The organism is Sulfitobacter sp. HI0027, assembly GCF_001634775.1.
Classification (GTDB): Bacteria; Pseudomonadota; Alphaproteobacteria; order Rhodobacterales; family Rhodobacteraceae; genus Sulfitobacter.
This window is the reverse complement of sequence record NZ_LWER01000406.1, coordinates 1-983: the sequence shown is the minus strand read 5'-3', so window position 1 is coordinate 983 and position 983 is coordinate 1. Positions and strand designations below refer to the sequence as shown.

Sequence of the window (983 nt, the reverse complement as noted above, 5' to 3'; positions counted from 1 at the left end):
CATGCGGTTTGTTGCGACCAAAACAGTCGAGCAGCAATCCCTGTTGTCGCTACATCGGGCGCGTGACCTTTTGGTGCGCCAAAGAACGCAACTCATCAACAATCTGCGTGGTCTGGTCGCGGAGTTCGGCATCTTCATTCCTAAAGGGCTGGCCCGTGTGATTGGATTTGCTGAGGACATCACTCTTGGTGAAGTGCTCGACTTGCCAGACATCGCCAACGAGGTGATCCGCAACCTGTCAGAACAGCTCATGGCTCTACATAAGCAGGTCCGATGGTATGAAGAGCGCCTCAAACAAGTGGCCAAAGAAGATGCGCGTGTCCGTTTGCTGCGCACTATACCCGGCGTCGGCGCGGTGACGGCTTCTGCGATCATCGCCAGCATTGGAGATGGTCACCAATTCAAAAACGGCCGGGAGTTCGCAGCATGGCTGGGTTTAACGCCTGCCAACAAATCCAGCGGCGGTAAAGAGAAGCTGGGGCGGATCACCAAGATGGGTGACCAGTATCTGCGATCATTGCTTGTTGTTGGTATGACATCACTCGTTCGACAAACACGATCCCATCCCGAGCGAGCCAGCAAATGGCTTACATCGTTGCTTGAACGCAAACCTGCGCGTGTCGCAACCGTCGCCATGGCCAACAAGACCGCCCGGATCGTCTGGGCAGTGCTTACCCGCAACGAACCCTACAGCCCACGCACTGTAGCCTGAGACGAAAGGAACAACGAGTTAGCAAGACCCGCGAGATGATGGTGCATAAGTCTGCCGCCAAAGCCAAGACACTCCGCCGAATGGCGCGGGCATAATAGCCCGTAAAGCTGATAGGAACTTGGTTTGCGGAACCCATCAGGGCCAGCGGTCAAAACCGCGCAAACAGGCCGGACACATGACTGCTTCTGACAAATGCACAAATCAGATCAAAAATGTCTTGCTATGCAGGAGCCATCCACACACGCCGTTCGCCGCCCAACGCACGAACGGC

The 983-nt window shown here is 55.5% G+C and carries 1 protein-coding gene; it reads left to right on the top strand.

Annotated features, from left to right (window positions below; genetic code table 11):
• The coding region (locus A3722_RS18515) for an IS110 family transposase (protein WP_067916356.1) at positions 1 to 712 on the top strand (712 nt) is incomplete at its 5' end.
• Positions 713 to 983 lie beyond the last annotated feature (271 nt).